The 14,827-nt window shown below is 48.4% G+C and carries 16 protein-coding genes, 1 tRNA gene and 1 riboswitch; of the genes, 9 read left to right on the top strand and 8 right to left on the bottom strand.

The features are described from left to right. Positions 1–130 precede the first annotated feature (130 nt). Positions 131–1,426 (top strand): Nramp family divalent metal transporter, encoded by a 1,296-nt coding sequence (locus QNO02_RS06970; RefSeq protein ID WP_036669231.1) that lies wholly within the window; start codon positions 131–133, stop codon positions 1,424–1,426. A 137-nt stretch (positions 1,427–1,563) separates the two neighbouring features. Here QNO02_RS06970 and QNO02_RS06965 read toward each other — a convergent pair whose 3' ends face one another. Next, the gene (locus QNO02_RS06965) at positions 1,564–2,247 is read right to left on the bottom strand and encodes an HAD family hydrolase (RefSeq protein WP_289391532.1); all 684 of its coding nucleotides are present in this window, start codon (positions 2,245–2,247) and stop codon (positions 1,564–1,566) included. Positions 2,248–2,440: 193 nt separating this feature from the next. After that, entirely contained in the window at positions 2,441–2,839 is a 399-nt protein-coding gene (locus tag QNO02_RS06960; RefSeq protein ID WP_235193755.1) for an HAD family hydrolase, read from the bottom strand. A gap of 115 nt (positions 2,840–2,954) precedes the next feature. Continuing rightward, positions 2,955–3,130: riboswitch (cyclic di-AMP (ydaO/yuaA leader) on the bottom strand. 370 nt (positions 3,131–3,500) lie between these two features. Here QNO02_RS06960 and QNO02_RS06955 point away from each other — a divergent pair. Further along, positions 3,501–3,980 carry a glutathione peroxidase gene (locus tag QNO02_RS06955; RefSeq protein WP_091033621.1) on the top strand — a complete coding sequence of 160 codons (480 nt, stop codon included), beginning with the start codon at positions 3,501–3,503 and terminating at the stop codon, positions 3,978–3,980. A 147-nt stretch (positions 3,981–4,127) separates the two neighbouring features. Here the strand turns inward: QNO02_RS06955 and QNO02_RS06950 are convergent. Continuing rightward, positions 4,128–4,210, bottom strand: a tRNA-Leu gene (locus QNO02_RS06950). A gap of 426 nt (positions 4,211–4,636) precedes the next feature. Here QNO02_RS06950 and QNO02_RS06945 point away from each other — a divergent pair. The 3 genes from QNO02_RS06945 (at position 4,637) to QNO02_RS06935 (ending at position 6,471) form a co-directional block, all read left to right on the top strand. Continuing rightward, complete coding sequence (locus tag QNO02_RS06945; RefSeq protein WP_162158974.1) at positions 4,637–5,338, top strand: urease accessory protein UreF; 702 nt, start codon at positions 4,637–4,639, stop codon at positions 5,336–5,338. A 266-nt stretch (positions 5,339–5,604) separates the two neighbouring features. Continuing rightward, positions 5,605–5,808: a hypothetical protein gene (locus QNO02_RS06940; RefSeq protein ID WP_017690011.1), complete on the top strand. Its 204-nt coding sequence runs from the start codon at positions 5,605–5,607 to the stop codon at positions 5,806–5,808. 27 nt (positions 5,809–5,835) lie between these two features. Beyond that, positions 5,836–6,471 carry a nitrogen regulation protein NR(II) gene (locus QNO02_RS06935; protein WP_133386778.1) on the top strand — a complete coding sequence of 212 codons (636 nt, stop codon included), beginning with the start codon at positions 5,836–5,838 and terminating at the stop codon, positions 6,469–6,471. 30 nt (positions 6,472–6,501) lie between these two features. On the opposite strand, the gene urtE is transcribed toward QNO02_RS06935, so the two are convergent. The 5 genes from urtE to urtA form a co-directional block, all read right to left on the bottom strand. Beyond that, positions 6,502–7,197 (bottom strand): urea ABC transporter ATP-binding subunit UrtE, encoded by a 696-nt coding sequence (urtE, locus tag QNO02_RS06930; protein ID WP_062833124.1) that lies wholly within the window; start codon positions 7,195–7,197, stop codon positions 6,502–6,504. Next, the gene (urtD, locus tag QNO02_RS06925) at positions 7,175–7,984 is read right to left on the bottom strand and encodes an urea ABC transporter ATP-binding protein UrtD (RefSeq protein WP_091033631.1); all 810 of its coding nucleotides are present in this window, start codon (positions 7,982–7,984) and stop codon (positions 7,175–7,177) included. Before urtD ends, urtE begins: the two co-directional genes overlap by 23 nt. Beyond that, positions 7,947–9,038: an urea ABC transporter permease subunit UrtC gene (urtC, locus tag QNO02_RS06920; protein WP_091033633.1), complete on the bottom strand. Its 1,092-nt coding sequence runs from the start codon at positions 9,036–9,038 to the stop codon at positions 7,947–7,949. Before urtC ends, urtD begins: the two co-directional genes overlap by 38 nt. Positions 9,039–9,059: 21 nt before the next feature. Further along, positions 9,060–9,965, bottom strand: a complete 906-nt coding sequence (gene urtB / locus QNO02_RS06915; protein ID WP_036610830.1) for an urea ABC transporter permease subunit UrtB — start codon at positions 9,963–9,965, stop codon at positions 9,060–9,062. Between the two features lie 182 nt (positions 9,966–10,147). After that, positions 10,148–11,398 carry an urea ABC transporter substrate-binding protein gene (gene urtA / locus QNO02_RS06910; protein WP_091033636.1) on the bottom strand — a complete coding sequence of 417 codons (1,251 nt, stop codon included), beginning with the start codon at positions 11,396–11,398 and terminating at the stop codon, positions 10,148–10,150. Between the two features lie 261 nt (positions 11,399–11,659). On the opposite strand from urtA, the gene QNO02_RS06905 reads away from it, so the two are divergent. Genes QNO02_RS06905 through QNO02_RS06890 form a run of 4 tightly spaced genes read left to right on the top strand, consistent with a single transcriptional unit; the run spans position 11,660 to position 14,813 of the window. Beyond that, positions 11,660–11,962, top strand: coding sequence for an urease subunit gamma (locus tag QNO02_RS06905; RefSeq protein WP_076209470.1), 303 nt, complete (start codon positions 11,660–11,662; stop codon positions 11,960–11,962). Between the two features lie 17 nt (positions 11,963–11,979). Beyond that, complete coding sequence (locus QNO02_RS06900; protein WP_076209471.1) at positions 11,980–12,369, top strand: urease subunit beta; 390 nt, start codon at positions 11,980–11,982, stop codon at positions 12,367–12,369. Beyond that, a complete protein-coding gene (gene ureC, locus QNO02_RS06895) occupies positions 12,366–14,084 on the top strand; it encodes an urease subunit alpha (RefSeq protein WP_091015311.1) in 1,719 nt (572 codons plus the stop codon). Before QNO02_RS06900 ends, ureC begins: the two co-directional genes overlap by 4 nt. 33 nt (positions 14,085–14,117) lie before the next feature. After that, the gene (locus QNO02_RS06890; protein WP_289391531.1) at positions 14,118–14,813 is read left to right on the top strand and encodes an urease accessory protein UreF; all 696 of its coding nucleotides are present in this window, start codon (positions 14,118–14,120) and stop codon (positions 14,811–14,813) included. The last annotated feature ends 14 nt before the right edge of the window (positions 14,814–14,827 follow it).

The raw sequence follows: 14,827 nt of genomic DNA, 5'->3' as shown, positions 1-14,827 counted from the left end.
TTAGATATATCATGAGCGGTTTGTCCCGCATCAATATCTCAAAATCAATAATTCAAAGTCAGGTGATTATCGTATGAGTAAAAAAAATCCGTTCAACGCTCCTTCAAGAGAATCATTGTCTACTGCGGGCATGGCCCCTTCCCTTGGAGAAGCGCATAGTTCAATGAAAGTTCCGCAGAATGCTGCATGGTGGAAGAAATTCCTCGCCTTTGTAGGCCCAGGATACCTTGTTGCCGTAGGTTACATGGACCCCGGGAACTGGGCAACAGATATCGCAGGCGGCTCACAGTTCGGGTATACCTTGTTATCCGTTATTCTGTTATCGAACCTGATGGCCGTTGTCCTTCAGTCGCTGGCTGGCAAGCTCGGCATCGTCACTGGACGGGATCTGGCTCAAGCCTGTCGTGAACGATTCAGCATGCCTGTTGTCATGATGTTATGGATACTGTGTGAGCTTGCCATTGCAGCTACCGATCTGGCTGAGGTCATTGGTTCTGCCATCGCGTTAAAGCTGTTATTTAACATCCCCATGTTATACGGCGTTATCATCACCGCAGTTGATGTACTCCTGATTCTTGTGCTGCAAAACAAAGGCTTCCGCGCTTTGGAAACTCTCGTCATTGTGCTCATGGCAACCATTGCCCTCTGCTTCGGTATTGACCTGTTTCTGGCGAAACCGGATATGGGAGGTGTGCTCCACGGTTTTGTGCCAAATGTCGAGATTCTGCAAAACCCGGCCATGCTCTATATTGCCATTGGTATTATCGGAGCAACCGTGATGCCGCATAATCTGTATCTGCATTCTTCCATTGTGCAGACCCGTCAGATCGAACAGACACCACAGGGCAAAAAAGAAGCCATTCGGTACTCGACCATGGATTCTACAATCGCGCTGACATTGGCCCTGTTCATCAATGCAGCCATCCTGATTGTATCTGCTGCTGTATTCCACAGTGCTGGTATGACACAGGTTGCCGAGATCGCAGATGCGTACCATCTGCTGACACCTCTATTGGGTACTACGGTTGCAAGTATTCTGTTCGGTGTGGCGCTGTTAGCATCAGGTCAGAACTCCACCCTTACAGGTACACTCGCTGGGCAGATCGTTATGGAAGGTTTCCTGAACATTCGAATTCCGGCTTGGCTGCGCAGACTGGTCACACGTCTGATCGCCATCATCCCGGCGGTAATTGTCACAGCCATTGCAGGAGAACATGGCACAGAAGAACTGCTCATTTTGAGCCAGGTCGTGCTGTCTCTTCAATTACCCTTTGCTGTAATTCCCCTGGTGATGTTCACGAGTGATAAAAAAAGCATGGGTGCATTCGCCAACAAATTGTGGCTCAAAATCATATCATGGGTCATTGCCGCGATTATCGTTGTGCTGAATGTATATCTGATCATTCAGACGATTCGGTTATTCTAATCTCGTTCTTATCGACTAAATACTAAAAAGGCTGATCAACTGCGGTATTCTATACCCAAGTTGATCAGCCTTTATTGTTGCAATACAGCAACATGTTTCCTTTTATAATAAAACGCTAAACTCTAATAAACAATTATCTAATCCTGATTGGGCACCAGTAATGGCAGGAGTTCATCCAATGAATTAACAGTCCAATCCGCACGTTCGTCATCCGATCGGTCTGGCTGGAATCTTCCGTAACCCTGCATAATCCGAATTGTACGCATGCCCAGCTTCCGAGCAGGTATAATGTCGTTATCGATCCGATCGCCGATCATGACGGCTTCCTCCGGTTCACAACCGGCCTGCTTCAAGGCCACAGCGTATAACTCAGGGTCTGGCTTGGACACTCCTTCTTCAGCCGAACACGCCAGAACATCAACATACTTCCGCAAGCCGTAGCTCTCCAGTCTTTCTTCCGTTCCAGGACTCTGATTGGCAATAATGCCAATACGATAATACCGTGACAACTGCTGAAGAACGGAATCCGCTGAAGGAAAAGGACGTTCAAGATCTTTTTGAAACTTCAGCTTGTCCTGAATCTGTTTCTGGTGTCCCTCGTCTTCAACGAATGTGTGAATCGCCACTCTCATAGGCCATTGCTCATATTTTCGGTAACAGTTCGCGAACAGTTCGCGTACCGCCTCAATCTTTACCGGATATCCCAAAGCACAGGCTTCACGGACGAACTGTCCGATAATATCATCAACCGGCTCCCATTCATCCACCAGCGTATCTCCAACATCAAAAAACAACCATTTCAATCCACCTACATCCGGCACGCCAATTCCTCCTTGTAAGCCACAGGTGATTCCTGATCCAAATCTAAAAGTTCGTGTTCAAAAAGTCTTGAACTACCTTTAAAACCATAAAAAAGAAGACTCACCATCATGCATGAGTCTCCTCAAATTTCCGTTTATCGATACATTCAATTATAACAGGCACCTTACACCTGAGCAATCACAAGCTATGGCATTACCCATTGAGGAGAAAGCCAACTTCCCCATTGAGCGAATATACAATCCGGTCTGCGCCCATGCCCCGATAGATGCCCTTAGGATGACTCTGCTCTGTAATGACGCACAGGGATTTCGATGTCCATGAACGGCAGATCTGTAAATAACGACAGGTCAGATTCAGGCTGTTCTCGAAAATAAACACGTTGCCTACGCTGCCCTGCGGCAAAAACCATTTTTGAGCTGCAGCCGTATTCATGCGAATGACATGTTCTACTCCGATTCTACGGAGTCTGCGCTCTTCCCCTGCACTGTTGGTTAGAACGGCAAACGGCATTTTTTTGTACATCAGCAATTTGATAAATTTGCGTCCTGCTTCATTTGGAGCAGTCACTAAGATCATCTCAGTATCCATCATTCGTTCCTCCCTTGGCGTGAAAAGACAACAAAAAAGAAGCGTGGGGGACCAAGGCCTCCCGAACGCTTCTTAAAGAACCCATGGCGAAAACGCCATGAACCAGCGTACGGCTTGTTGCCTCTCCCTTTAACGCTTACGAGGTTAGCTGACGGATTCGGGCGCGAGAGTCGCCCTATTTCCGGCTGTCACCGGAAAATTCACCCCATGAATGCCTACTGTCCTGGACAGCGCATTCTGTTGGTTCCCCCGTTTCCCACTCATCAATGAATGGAAACTCAGCGATTAAAACATCGTTCGTATATCTTAAAATAAGATCGAGCGATATTATCGTTTGTTTCGTTTTTCAGGTACAATTTAGTTTAAATTGAAATTACGTTATGAATCATACACCCGCGCCATGTCGGTGTAAAGTCCGCACAGATCACCGAATCGACAGATTTTCGGCAATACTCACATATAATAGCGCTTACAACAAGGTCATACTCTATCCTTCTCTTTAAATCTATCTAATTCTCACTCTGACGAAAATCACTACGCATTTCATTCACGCATTCTGCACAACTTGCCTCTTTTGATTCATTTAACACCATATTAGTTTTGCATTATTTAATTGTAACCAATATAATAAGAGGTATCAGATGATATCATGGAGGCGATTTAGATGACAGTCTACGATTACAAAGTGAATACCCTTCGCGGTCAAGAAGTTGAAATGTCCGACTACCGTGACAAAGTGTTACTGATTGTGAATACTGCAAGCTCATGCGGCCTTACACCTCAATTCAAAGGTCTGCAAGAATTGCAAGACAAGTTCAAGGATGCGCCATTTGAAGTCCTTGGTTTTCCAAGCAACCAGTTTGCCCAGGAAAAAGGATCTTCCGACGATATCGCCGAGTTCTGTCAGATGAATTATGGCGTGAGCTTCCCTATGTTTGAGAAAATTGATGTGAACGGCTCAAGCGCTCACCCTCTCTTCCAGCACCTTAGCACAGAAGCTCCTGGCCTGCTCGGCTCCAAAGCAATCAAATGGAATTTCACCAAATTCCTTGTGGATCAGAACGGACAGGTAATTAAACGTTATGCTCCCAAAACAACACCGGACAAGATTGAAGAAGATATCAAGAACTTGCTGCAAAAATAATACATTGGCCACCCGTAGCCGGAAGGTAGAGCAGCATTGCCCCGGTAATGGATGGCCTTTTTTATCAACTTTGATGTCAAACTGTTCAAAAAGACAAAAAAAGAAGCCTTCCATTAATGGAAAGCTTCTTTTTAATCGTTCATATGATGCGGTCGAGAGGACTCGAACCTCCACGGGCATACGCCCACTACCCCCTCAAGATAGCGTGTCTGCCATTCCACCACGACCGCATGTCGTAAATAATCGGCAACAGAATTGATTATACCGGGTTCAGAACCAAAAGTAAAGTATTTTTTAATACTTCTTTTTCAGCTAGGCATTTTCATCAAAAATCGCATAATCTCGTCATCTTTACCCTTGAACTGCATACATTAGATTTGATCCCCTCCTTTCCGGATTGAGCTGATCTTATTGATTCATTTATATCTAGTCCTCCCTAGACTTCGCAGATATTTAACTTTAAATGTTATATAAAATAACACAAATATTGAATTCCAGATTTAAATACATTAAATTCAACTGATACTATTGACAAAAAGCGGACATTTATGGGATGATAACTATCATATAATTCGGATTTTTAAACATAATGCAAACAAAAAGGAATATAAATGTCACTTTAAGTGACATTTAACGAACACAGGAGGCGAATGATTGTGAACCGTGGGAATAAGCTGCTCGATTATGTCAAACTGCTTGATTCCTCTATTCAGGTTGGAGGGTTCACCCATTCCTTCGGCATGGATATCCATATCAGGGAGGGTACCATTCGTAATGCTGAAGATCTCGAATCATTCATGCGTTGTCAGTTGCATCCGAGCATCGTTCGTCTAGAAGGTATGGCCATCAAAGGCATCTATACCGCAGCAGATCACAAGGATACATGGCGGATAGCTCTAATCGACAAGCTCGTCCATGTTCAGCGAACCCCTGGAGATCTCAGAGAACAAGCTGCCGCCATGGGTAAACGATTGATCAGACTTGCACGCGCTCTGCACCCCTGGATTGAATTCAGCCAGCTCGAACAGATCTTTGCCAAATACGATTCGGTTGGCTGCCTCTCCACTGTTCACGCCTGGATTAACCACCACCTCGACATCCCGGTCGAGGAGGCGGTCCTTGGTTACCTGCATTCAGCCATGAATGCCTGCATAACCGAAGCCTCCAAAGTCATTCCCCTGAACAACGATACAACCAAGGATCTGATGGTCCGCCTGGCCACAGATCTGGAGAATGAATGGAAGACCGTCAGCGCCTCGGCTGCGGATGGACTGGCACAGCCAACCTCGATGTCCATGAAATCATTTTTCCCCAGTTTCCATATGCTTGGAGCTGGACTTCATGCCTACAGGGCCTAATCCTCTTCCTCCTCATACCTGCTCCCCTTTATTCAAACAAACTAAAAAACACGCGGCAACCTCCTTGCCGACGTGTTTTTTGTCATTTTATTTGTTTTATTTACGTATTTACGCCATTTTTCATCACAAAATACACTTTTTTCCGTCTTTTTTAATTGTTAGATGACGAATTTACGTATATAATGAAACATACAGCTCGCATTTCTATATATTTTACATGAAGAAAGGGCGGCTGAATACTACATTCTAACCAGGGGTGAACCCTTTTGAACAAGAAAAAACCAGTTACACCGTTCGGATGGGCCATCAAACGACGGCTAACCGAACTTCAAGTGGACCAGAAGACCTTTTGTGAACAGCATGGCATCCCACCCTATCGTTTATCCAATCTTATTCACGGCACACGCAAAGCAACCCGATTCAGGCACCTGGTCGCTGATATTTTGGATATTCCAGATGAACTGAGATAAGATTTCTGCCAAAGGAGGGTCCCATCCATGAGACATGTTACATCCGATCTGGAGAGGCTGTCGTTCCAGTCCATACGTCACCAGCTCATCATCGTTGATCACAATTGGATTATCCAAAGTTGTAACCGTGCCTGGCAACAGGGACTCGGTCAATGCTCACCATCCCCGGATACACACAGTAATCATAGACATTACCTGCATCTGACGGAAGCCTGGGCAAAACGAGGCAAGAACGCTAACATGGCACTTGTCGCACAGAATTTGAAAGAACGCGGAATACCCTTTAATCGAAATCATACATATGACATCTGCGTGTATACTGTATACAACGAAAAGAGGTGGTTTCGTGTAGAACTCACCCCTCTATCTTATGCAAATTCAATTCAGGATACCGATCTCACTTTGATTGCACACATGGATATTACCGAACAGAGAAAGACAGAACACCAATTGAAGAAGGCATTGTCTGAAGTGCGCACATTGCGCGGACTGCTGCCTATTTGCGCCGTCTGCAAACAAATCAAGGACGAAGAGGAACACTGGAACTCCGTTGAGAGTTATCTAGAGAAGCATACCCACGCCGAATTTACCCATGACATCTGTCCGGAATGCATCCGGCGGTTATATCCCAAATACTCGAATATCCTGGACAAGCGTTCCTGAAACCTTCCTCCACTCGCCGACTAACTACAACTATACGGAGAGATGATGTTCAAACTGCGACATATCCAGTTCTTGCGGTGTCCCATGCAGGGTTATGGTTCCTTTGTCCATGATATAGATGTAATCTGCGGCACTTCGTACAAAATCGATACTCTGCTCTACTAGCAGAACCGAGAGGTTCCCCTTTGCCTTGAGCTGCAAAATAACCTGCCGAATGTCCTCCACGATAGAAGGCTGGATGCCTTCTGTCGGCTCATCAAGGAGCAACAACCCCGGACGCGAAGCCAATGCCCGGGCGAATGCCAACTGTTGCTGCTGTCCACCACTCAGATCCCCGCCCTGCCGTCCATACATCGTCGCAAGCACTGGAAACATCGCCAGCACATCTTCCGGGAACGTTTTTACTCCCGGCGCACTTGTCTCCAGACCAAGCAATAAGTTTTCTTTCACCGTAAGCTGCGGGAAAATTTCCCGCCCCTGCGGTACATAACCAATCCCTGCCCTTGCACGCTTGGCTGTATCCAACGTGGATAACTCCTGATTTTGCCACTGAATATTGCCCTTGCGTGTTTTGAGCAGCCCCATCAATGTTTTCATCAACGTTGTTTTACCTACACCGTTACGGCCCATCAGACACACCACCTGCCCAGGCTGTACGTCCAGGCTCACACCCCGAAGCACATTGCTTTCCCCGTAGCCGGATTCAATTCGTTGCAGCGACAGCATGGTCATCCCTCCTTTTGCCCAGATACACTTCTGCCACTTTCGGATCCGCCTGCACTTCCGCCATCGTACCTTCCTTCAACAATTTGCCTTCATGCATCACGGTCACCTTGGCTGCAAACTCTCGCACAAACTCCATATCATGCTCCACCACCACAACCGAGCGCTCACGCGCAATTTCTTGCAGAAGTCGTCCGGTCTTGTGTGTCTCTTCATCCGTCATGCCCGCCGCTGGTTCGTCCAGCAACAACACACGAGGCTCCTGCAAGAGCAACATACCGATCTCCAGCCACTGCTTCTCCCCGTGGGATAATGCTCCTGCACGGGCGTTAATACGGTCTTGCAGAGCAATCTGGAGAGTAACATGCTCCATGGCAGCACTCATTTTTCCATATCGACGAATACCGATGGCCTGTAGAGGAGAACGGCGAGTCTCCGCCGCCAGCGTCAGATTCTCCTGTACCGTCAGACCCGCGAAGATCGATGGCGCCTGGAATTTGCGTCCCACCCCTTTGCGAACAATCTGGTGCTCCTTCAGTCTTGTTAATTCCGTACCATCCGCCATCTTTACCGAGCCGGACATCGGTTTGGTTTTGCCACATATCACATCCAGCATCGTGGTTTTCCCCGCACCATTCGGTCCAATCAGAAAATGCAGGTCATGTTCATGCAGCTTCAGATTCATGCCTTTGACAGCAACGAACCCACCAAAGGCCACCGTAATGTCCTCGGCTACTAACACCGCTGATTCCTCAGTAGACTTTAGGTTTTTCCCGAGTGACTTGGACATGCGCACTCTCTCCTCTCCGCTTCAGCAAGCGAACGACATGACGATATACACCTACAATACCGTTTGGCATGAACAAAACTACCGTTACAAAGAGCCCACCAATAACGAACAGCCACCCTTCAGGGTAAGCCTCACTTATGCCTGTTTTGGCTGCATTCAGCACCACCGCTCCGATGACCGCTCCAATAAGCGTACCGCGACCACCCAATGCAACCCACAGGACCATCTCAATGGAAGGCACAATCCCCATCATCGATGGCGAGATAATACCCACCTGAAGAACAAACAACATGCCCGCGATGCCTGCAAGCGCACCGGAAAAAGCAAAAGCCAGCGTTTTATATCCTGCCGGATCATATCCGAGGAATCGCACCCGATTCTCTCCATCACGCGCAGCTTCTAGCACTTGACCAAACCGACTGTTCACCATTCGACGACAGAGCACATACGCGATCACCAGAACAGCAAGCGTTATATAGTAGAGAACAATTGTTGTTCCTGCGGAATGAAGTGTGAAACCAAAGATCGAATTATATCCGGTAATGCCATTTGTCCCACCCGTCCATTCCTGTTTACCAACAAAGAGTGTTACCGTAATAAGAACCAAGGCTTGAGTCAGGATGGTAAAATATACACCGGTGATCCGGTTACGGAACGTAAACCACCCCAGGGCAAAGGCGAGCAATGCCGGAAGGGCTATCCCCAATAACAGCGCCACCGGGAAAGAACGAAACGGCTCCCAGAACCATGGCAGACCACTGAGACCACTCCATCCCATGAAGTCAGGAAGTGTTGCTCCACTGGCCTGAAGCTTCAGATACATCGCCATCGCGTATCCACCCAGACCAAAGAACACCCCATGCCCAAGACTCAACACACCGCCATAACCCCAGATCAGATCGAGACCAATGGCCAGGATCGCCAGCGCCAAAAACTTGGCTAACAGACTCAGACGAAACTCCGTGGAGATTAGTGGAGCAAGACACATCATGATGAGTACAACCGCCCAGATAATCCTCATTTTCAGACTGCCAGTCTTGAGTAATGCCGACATGAACTAACCCCCTTCTTCACGTTAATCGAGACTCCGTGTGCGCATCGCGACCAAACCGCGTGGTTTCCATTGCAGGAAAGCAACGATACATACAAACACAAGCACCTTGCCAATGGAGGCCGAGGTATAGGTTTCGAACAGCGTGTTGAACATACCAATCCCCAGTGCACCGCACACGGTTCCAACCAATTTCCCTACCCCACCCAGGACAACGACCATGAACGCATCCACAATATAATACGTACCAAGTGAAGGACCAATCGGACCAATGAGCGTTAATGCACAGCCAGCAATTCCGGCAATGCCCGAACCAATCGCAAAGGTCATGCCATCTACCCGCCTGGTCGAAATCCCAAGACACCCCGCCATGCTCCGATTTTGCATTACAGCCCTCATTCGTCTTCCGGATGAGGTTCGATAGATATAGAGATACATACACAGCAGCACAACCGCAACCAATGCGATAATGAAAATTCGCTTGTATGGAAATACAATGCCATCCGAGATCGCCAATCCCCCATTGAGCCAGGCCGGACTGGATACTCCTACATTTGGCGCTCCGAATATCGTACGGGCCAGTTGTTGCAGCATCATGCCTACACCCCATGTCGCAAGCAGACTGTCAAGTGGCCTGCCATATAGATGCCTGATCAACACCACTTCAAGCAACCAGCCAATCAGAGCAGCTACAATGAACGCAATCGGTAGAGCCACAACAAAGTAGGCACCAAACCACGCCGCTGGAGCATAGGACATGAACAGATTTTGTGTTACATACGTTGCATATGCACCGATCATGATCAGTTCACCGTGAGCCATATTGATGACATTCATCAGCCCAAACGTTACTGCAAGCCCCAATGCAATCAACAACAGAATTGAACTGATACTCAGACCGTTGAACATCTGCAGGATAAACATATCCATCGCTATCCCCTCCTCCATACCGTGACTCTCGATATTTCACATGACTTCAATTAGCGGCAACAACATTTCCTACACCACAGTAACGCTTTACCGCGATACGGTGAGAGGATGTGTTGTCACACCCTCGTTTATGTTTTGGCTGCTTTGAAGCGAGTTACCTGTTTTATTGCGAGGTTTCTATGTTATTTAGCGCTGAGGGAAGCTCCCCATTCATACGTTTTCAGATAAGGGTCCGGCTTGACAGGCTCACCAGAATTCCACAATTCCTTGAACTGCCCATCTTCCTGCACCTCACCGATCCGTACGGTTTTGTAGATATGCTGATTCTCTCCATCCACGGTTACCTTACCTTCCGGGGCATCAAACTCCAGACCCTTGGCAGCTGCCTTCACCTTCTCTACGTCGGTTGATCCTGCTTTTTCCACCGCCGCTTTCCAGAGATAAACCGCCACATATCCCGCTTCAATCGGATCAGCTGTCACTCGATCAGCACCGTATTTTTCTTTGTACTTGGCAACAAATGTAGCATTTTCAGGTGTATCGGTTGTCTGATAATAATTCCACGAAGCCAGATGCCCCTTCAATACGTCTGCGCCAATACCACGGATTTCTTCCTCCGCCACACTTACCGAGAGGGTTGTCATCTGATCCGAGGAGATTCCGGCATCCTTCAATTGTTTGAAGAAGGCCACATTGCTATCTCCGTTCAGCGTATTGTATACAATATCCGGCTTCGCAGCCTTGATTTTGCTTATGATGGTACTGTAATCGGTATGGCCCAGCGGTGTGTATTCTTCACCCACCACTTCGCCGCCCTCTGCTGCGAGTTGTGCCTTAATGACCTGATTGGCCGTTTTCGGGAATACATAATCTGAACCGAGCAGATAAAACGTCTTGCCCCTGTTCTCCAGTAACCAGGTTACAGATGGAACGATCTGCTGATTGGTTGTTGCTCCTGTATAAAAAATATTTGGCGACGATTCCAATCCCTCATATTGCACCGGGTAAAACAATAAACCTTTGTTCTGTTCAAACACTGGGAGCATAGCCTTCCGACTTGCAGAGGTCCATCCACCAAATACAGCAGCTACCTTATCCTGTTGTAGTAGCTTCCCAGCCTTCTCCGCAAAAGTAGGCCAATCCGAAGCGCCATCCTCAATTACAGGCTCGATCTGTTTACCCAAAACTCCGCCCGCGGCGTTGATCTCTTCAATAGCAAGCATCTCGGCATCTTTAACAGATACCTCACTAATCGCCATCGTTCCGCTGAGAGAGTGAAGAATGCCAACTTTAATCGTATCACCGGAGGCAGCCGGCTCTCCTGTACCACCTGAACCCGAAGCTTCAGGCGGCGCAGTGCCCTCCACACACCCTGTCATCACAATGACCACACCGAGCAAAATACTCCATAACTTGACCGACCTCTTCTTCAATAGCCTACACTCCCTTTTTTTAGTCTATTGACGAACATTAAGGTCATTTGCGTCCGAAATGTTCGTTGATCCAAATTATGGAGGGTTACACTCTTCATGTCAATATAGCTTACATAATTTTATTTCATGCCTACTCGTTTCATGCATACTGCTAATATGCCTTGAAGCTTATTGACAAAGGATTCACCCTGTGTGAGTATATTTAACATATAACATGATCCATGAACATATCAGACATTATAAGCGAAAGGTCGGATTGCCTTGCACTGGACTGAGCAGGAAAAGGAAAAACTCCTGATTACCGTGGCCGCTAACCTCGCCCGTGAACGAAGAGCACGCGGACTCAAGTTGAATGTCCCCGAAGCCATCGCCTTGTTGACCTCCGAACTGATGGAACGAGCACGGGATGGAATGAGTGTTGCCGAATTAATGAGATACGGAGGCACCATCCTGACACGTGAAGACTGTATGGATGGTGTTCCCGATATGATTCCTGAAGTACAGGTAGAAGCCACATTTCCTGACGGTACAAAACTGGTTACCGTACATGAACCTATACGCTGAGAAAGGCAGGAGAAACCATGATTCCTGGTGAATACCGTTTGAAGCCAGATGACGACATCATCTGTCATCCGGATCGTTTAACCCTACGACTCATTGTCCTTAACCGCGGCGACCGCCCCGTCCAGGTCGGCTCTCACGTTCACTTCTATGAAGTTAATGCAGCACTGGACTTTGATCGCACCTCAGCTTTTGGACATCGCCTGCACATTCCGGCAGGCACCGCAGTCCGCTTCGAACCTGGTGAAGAGAAACCTGTTGAACTCACAACCTTTGGCGGCAAACGCCAGATTCACGGGTTCAACGGATTAACCGAAGGCTCTGCGGATCAAGCTCCTGATCCACTGAAACTGGAGGCATTCCTGAAGACGTTCTCTCCTCCCATACAAGATGGGGGTGAATCTTCATGAAACGAATGAGCCGTGAACAGTACGCGTCCATGTTTGGACCGACAACCGGCGATGCCGTAAGACTTGCAGATACCGAACTATGGGCAGAGATTGAACATGATTATGCCGTATACGGAGATGAGAGCAAGTTCGGGGGCGGCAAGGTTATCCGCGACGGGATGGGCCAGTCTACGACTGCTCTGCGAAGTGACGGCACTCCTGATACTGTTATCACCAACGCTATCATTATCGATCATTGGGGCATTGTAAAAGCGGATATCGGCATTCGGGATGGTCACATCTGCGCCATTGGCAAATCCGGTAACCCGGATACAATGGATGGCGTTCATCCCGCTCTGGTCATCGGTGCTTCCACCGAAATCATCGCTGGTGAAGGCATGATTGTAACTGCTGGCGGCATTGATACCCATATTCATTTCATCTGCCCACAGCAGATTCAGACTGCATTATCCTCCGGGGTCACGACCATGATCGGCGGCGGAACAGGACCCGCAACAGGAACCAAAGCCACCACCTGCACACCAGGAGCCTGGCACATCCACCGGATGTTAGAATCGGCAGAGGCTTTTCCCATGAACATCGGTTACCTTGGCAAAGGCAACAGTTCCAGTACCGCACCTTTAATTGAACAGATTGAAGCTGGGGTAATCGGCCTGAAGCTGCATGAAGATTGGGGCACTACCCCGAGCGCTATCGACGCTTGTCTTACTGCCGCCGGGGAACATGATGTTCAAGTCGCTATCCACACCGATACACTGAACGAAACCGGATTTCTCGAAAACACCCTGGCTGCGATCAACGGCCGGACGATCCACACGTACCATACGGAAGGCGCTGGTGGCGGACACGCACCGGATATTATCCGGGCCGCTGGGGAGTCCTACGTTATCCCCTCATCAACCAACCCAACACGACCGTACACACGCAACACCGTAGAAGAGCACCTTGATATGTTGATGGTGTGTCACCATCTGGACCCTTCCATCCCGGAAGATGTCGCTTTTGCCGATTCACGGATTCGTCCCGAAACCATCGCAGCAGAAGACATTTTGCATGATCTTGGCGTGTTCAGCATCATCAGTTCCGATTCACAGGCCATGGGCCGAGTGGGCGAAGTCATTATCCGTACGTGGCAGACAGCCGACAAAATGAAAAAACAGCGCGGTAAACTTGAACTCAACCCGGATTCTCCCTCCGATAACGATCGGATCAAGAGATATGTCGCCAAATACACCATCAATCCAGCTATCGCACACGGAATCGGTCATCTCGTCGGTTCGGTGGAAGTTGGAAAGCTGGCCGATCTAATCATATGGAAACCGGCTTACTTCGGCGTTAAACCCGAGATTGTCATCAAGGGTGGCATGATTACATTCGCCCAGATGGGTGATCCCAATGCATCCATCCCGACACCTCAGCCGGTATTTGGCAGACCCATGTTCGGAGCTTATGGGAGCGCCATTGCCAGCGGATCCATCACCTTTGTCTCCCAAGCCGCAGCAGATGCGGGGATCAAAGAGTCATTGGGCCTGAAAAAGCGGGTTGAACCCGTCAAGGGCTGTCGCTCGGTCAGTAAAAAAGACATGATTCATAACGACGTCACCCCTGTCATTGAAGTCGATCCCGAGACCTATGAGGTACGCGCCGACGGCGAGCTTCTCACCTGTGAACCCGCAGACGAGTTGCCTATGGCACAGCGGTACTTTATGTTTTGATAGAAATACGGATTAGCTGATAAGGGGGCACTCATGATGAACAGTGGCACGAAGCTACTCCGTTATGTTCAGCTGCTGGATTCGGCCCTGCCCATCGGTGGTTTCTCCCATTCCTTCGGTCTGGAAGCTTACACGCATGATGGCACCGTGCAAAATACCGCGCAGCTTGAACAGTTTATTCGCAGCCAGCTTCATTCCAGTCTTGTACGACTAGATGGTCTTGCCATCAAAGGCGTCTATCAGGCGATAAAACAGCAAGATGCCGATCTACTTGCCCTGTATGATAAACGTGTCCACGCCCAGCGCTCCCCTCGGGAACTCAGGGAAAGCGGCCACAAAATGGGAAAACGACTGCTCAAGCTGGCCCGTTCACTCTATCCATGGATGGACTTTTCCCTGATTGATAAGGCCATACGGGAACATGGCGCGTATTGCGGCATCACAACCATTCACGGTTATATCAACTATCAGTTGGAGATTGAATTGGATGAAGCCGTTACCGGGCATCTGTATACCTCAGTGAACGCTTATGTGAACAGCGCACTTCGCCTGCTGCCCATCGGACAAACCGAAGCGCAGATGTTGATTCAGAAACTGCTTGATGATATCGAAGCGGAATGGGCTCTCATACGGGACAATGACCCCGAAGATATGCACAGCTTCGGAATCGCCCAGGAAATCTACGCCATGCGGCATGAGACCTTACCCGCGCGGCTGTTTATGTCATAACTAATACTTTTATC

It is taken from the genome of Paenibacillus sp. PK1-4R, assembly GCF_030369595.1.
Taxonomy (GTDB): domain Bacteria; phylum Bacillota; class Bacilli; order Paenibacillales; family Paenibacillaceae; genus Paenibacillus.
This window is presented reverse-complemented; position numbering and strand designations above follow the sequence as displayed.

What these genes read in the sequence shown, in the direction of transcription:
- QNO02_RS06890 (WP_289391531.1), top strand. Translation starts at nt 14,118, where the DNA reads ATGATGAACAGTGGCACGAAGCTACTCCGTTATGTTCAGCTGCTGGAT.
- urtE (WP_062833124.1), bottom strand. Translation starts at nt 7,197, where the DNA reads ATGCTGTCGCTGCAACGAATTGAATCCGGCTACGGGGAAAGCAATGTG.
- urtC (WP_091033633.1), bottom strand. Translation starts at nt 9,038, where the DNA reads ATGTCGGCATTACTCAAGACTGGCAGTCTGAAAATGAGGATTATCTGG.
- QNO02_RS06935 (WP_133386778.1), top strand. Translation starts at nt 5,836, where the DNA reads ATGAGACATGTTACATCCGATCTGGAGAGGCTGTCGTTCCAGTCCATA.
- QNO02_RS06900 (WP_076209471.1), top strand. Translation starts at nt 11,980, where the DNA reads ATGATTCCTGGTGAATACCGTTTGAAGCCAGATGACGACATCATCTGT.
- urtD (WP_091033631.1), bottom strand. Translation starts at nt 7,984, where the DNA reads ATGTCCAAGTCACTCGGGAAAAACCTAAAGTCTACTGAGGAATCAGCG.
- QNO02_RS06960 (WP_235193755.1), bottom strand. Translation starts at nt 2,839, where the DNA reads ATGATGGATACTGAGATGATCTTAGTGACTGCTCCAAATGAAGCAGGA.
- urtB (WP_036610830.1), bottom strand. Translation starts at nt 9,965, where the DNA reads ATGGATATGTTTATCCTGCAGATGTTCAACGGTCTGAGTATCAGTTCA.
- ureC (WP_091015311.1), top strand. Translation starts at nt 12,366, where the DNA reads ATGAAACGAATGAGCCGTGAACAGTACGCGTCCATGTTTGGACCGACA.
- QNO02_RS06970 (WP_036669231.1), top strand. Translation starts at nt 131, where the DNA reads ATGGCCCCTTCCCTTGGAGAAGCGCATAGTTCAATGAAAGTTCCGCAG.
- QNO02_RS06955 (WP_091033621.1), top strand. Translation starts at nt 3,501, where the DNA reads ATGACAGTCTACGATTACAAAGTGAATACCCTTCGCGGTCAAGAAGTT.